2 protein-coding genes and 1 pseudogene are annotated in these 1560 nt (G+C 61.5%); all 3 read left to right on the top strand.

Annotation, left to right across the window (positions count from 1 at the left end; genetic code table 11):
• Positions 1–179: MspA family porin (locus tag WAW17_RS19255; protein WP_422332870.1), on the top strand; the 179-nt coding region annotated here is incomplete at its 5' end.
• Between the two features lie 70 nt (positions 180–249).
• Positions 250–939, top strand: a complete 690-nt coding sequence (locus tag WAW17_RS19250) for an MspA family porin (RefSeq protein WP_422334531.1) — start codon at positions 250–252, stop codon at positions 937–939.
• A 235-nt stretch (positions 940–1174) separates the two neighbouring features.
• Positions 1175–1560 (top strand): annotated as a pseudogene (locus WAW17_RS19245) (mspA family protein); the annotation flags it as partial.

Raw genomic sequence — 1560 nt, 5'->3', positions numbered from 1 at the left:
CCCTCGGTGGCAAGGACATCAAGAAGGACGGCGTGTACGCGCTGCAGTACCAGGATGCGGAGCTGCAGGTGCAGAAGTGCGGTGGATTCGCGCAGGCTCGGTCGTACTCGGTCGTGGAGATCGTGGGCAACGACTACTCGAAGACCGTTCTGTACGGTGCCCCGTTCAGCATCGGCTGATTTCGGTCCTTTGCAGTTCTTCCCACCCACCTTCTCGCGTGTGCGAGTTATCTACCCTTAGAGGGGAACAATGATCATCAATCGTAAGAACGGTCTGCGGCTGGCCGGTGTCGGCGCTGCTACGGCCGTTGCCATGGGTTTCTTCTCCGCTGGTGCGGCCAATGCGGACACGTTCGTTCCGCTGCCTGGTGGTTCGATCACGCAGACACTCGCTGACGGCACCGTGGTCACGGTGAATCTGACCGACGAGAGTGCGAACATCTCGCCGTCGCTGGGTTCGACTCCGTTGCACCGCAACGTGTGGGTCAGTGGCAAGGCCTCGGTCAGCCTGGACGGCGCCGGCGCCAAGGGTGCCTCGATCAGCCCCGGCTACGTCCTGGCCTGCCAGGTCGATTTCGGCGCCAAGGCCAGTGGGAACAGTGCTACGGATGCCTTGAAGCTCAGCACGCTCGCCGATCAGGTCGAGTCGGGGATCGGGTTCACCGGCGGCGGCAACGGAGGCATCACCCTCGGCCCCGGCCAGGCGAAGAGTGTCAGCATCCTCGACCTGGAGAAGAAGGACCCCTACGGTTCACAGACCTCGTCGAGCTCCAACTCCTTCAAGGGCAAGTCCGGATCCGTTACCTGGGCCGACTCCACCCTTGGCGTGGCCGGTTGCGCCGGATACGCCCAGGCTCGCTCGTTCGTCAAGGTCAGCGTCAGCACGGACAATGTTTCCAGCACAGTCACCCTGTGGGGACAGCCCTTCAGCATTGGCTGATTTGTCCTCGCCTCAATAAACAGCAGTACCCGGAAAGGCCGGGAACGTGAGAAATCACGTTCCCGGCCTTTCCTTGTCTGTGCAGCTCTATTACGCGGAAATCACATAACTGCCCCTAGCGTAACGCTTGTGTAAATGCACCCATTCCGAGATCACGTTTAGGACTCGAATCGTTTAACTTGAGATCGTCGCACGGGTGGTTGGGATTTCCGAAGGTCGGAGATATCCGCACCTGATGAGGGGAACGAATATGAACAACGGCATGTCCGGCCTGCGCCGTGGCGCCCGTATCGCAGGCCTGGGTGCTGCTGCGGCTGTTGCACTCGGCTTGATGTCCACTGGTGTGGCGAGCGCGGATGCCTTCATTCCGCTGCCCGACGGGTCGAAGTCCGGTCCGAACGTGACGGTGACCCGTACCGCGGAGAGCGCTCTGGTGTCGCCGTCGTTGGCTGCCAATGGCGCCGGCCGGGTGGCGTGGGTGTCGGGCACCGTGGTCGCCGATGTCAAGGGCATCAAGGAGGTGACCGAGGTTCCGGAGGCGAACAACACGGTCAAGTCCGAAGGAAACTACAACGGTACGAATGCGTCGAGTACGCATGGTGTTTCGCGTGTGACGACCGG

Origin of the sequence: Rhodococcus sp. (in: high G+C Gram-positive bacteria) (genome assembly GCF_049286785.1) — a bacterium.
Taxonomy (GTDB): Bacteria; Actinomycetota; Actinomycetes; order Mycobacteriales; family Mycobacteriaceae; genus Rhodococcus_F.
Note: the sequence above shows the minus strand (reverse complement) of the source record. Positions and strands in the feature narration are given on the sequence as shown.

What these genes read in the sequence shown, in the direction of transcription:
- WAW17_RS19250 (WP_422334531.1), top strand. Translation starts at nt 250, where the DNA reads ATGATCATCAATCGTAAGAACGGTCTGCGGCTGGCCGGTGTCGGCGCT.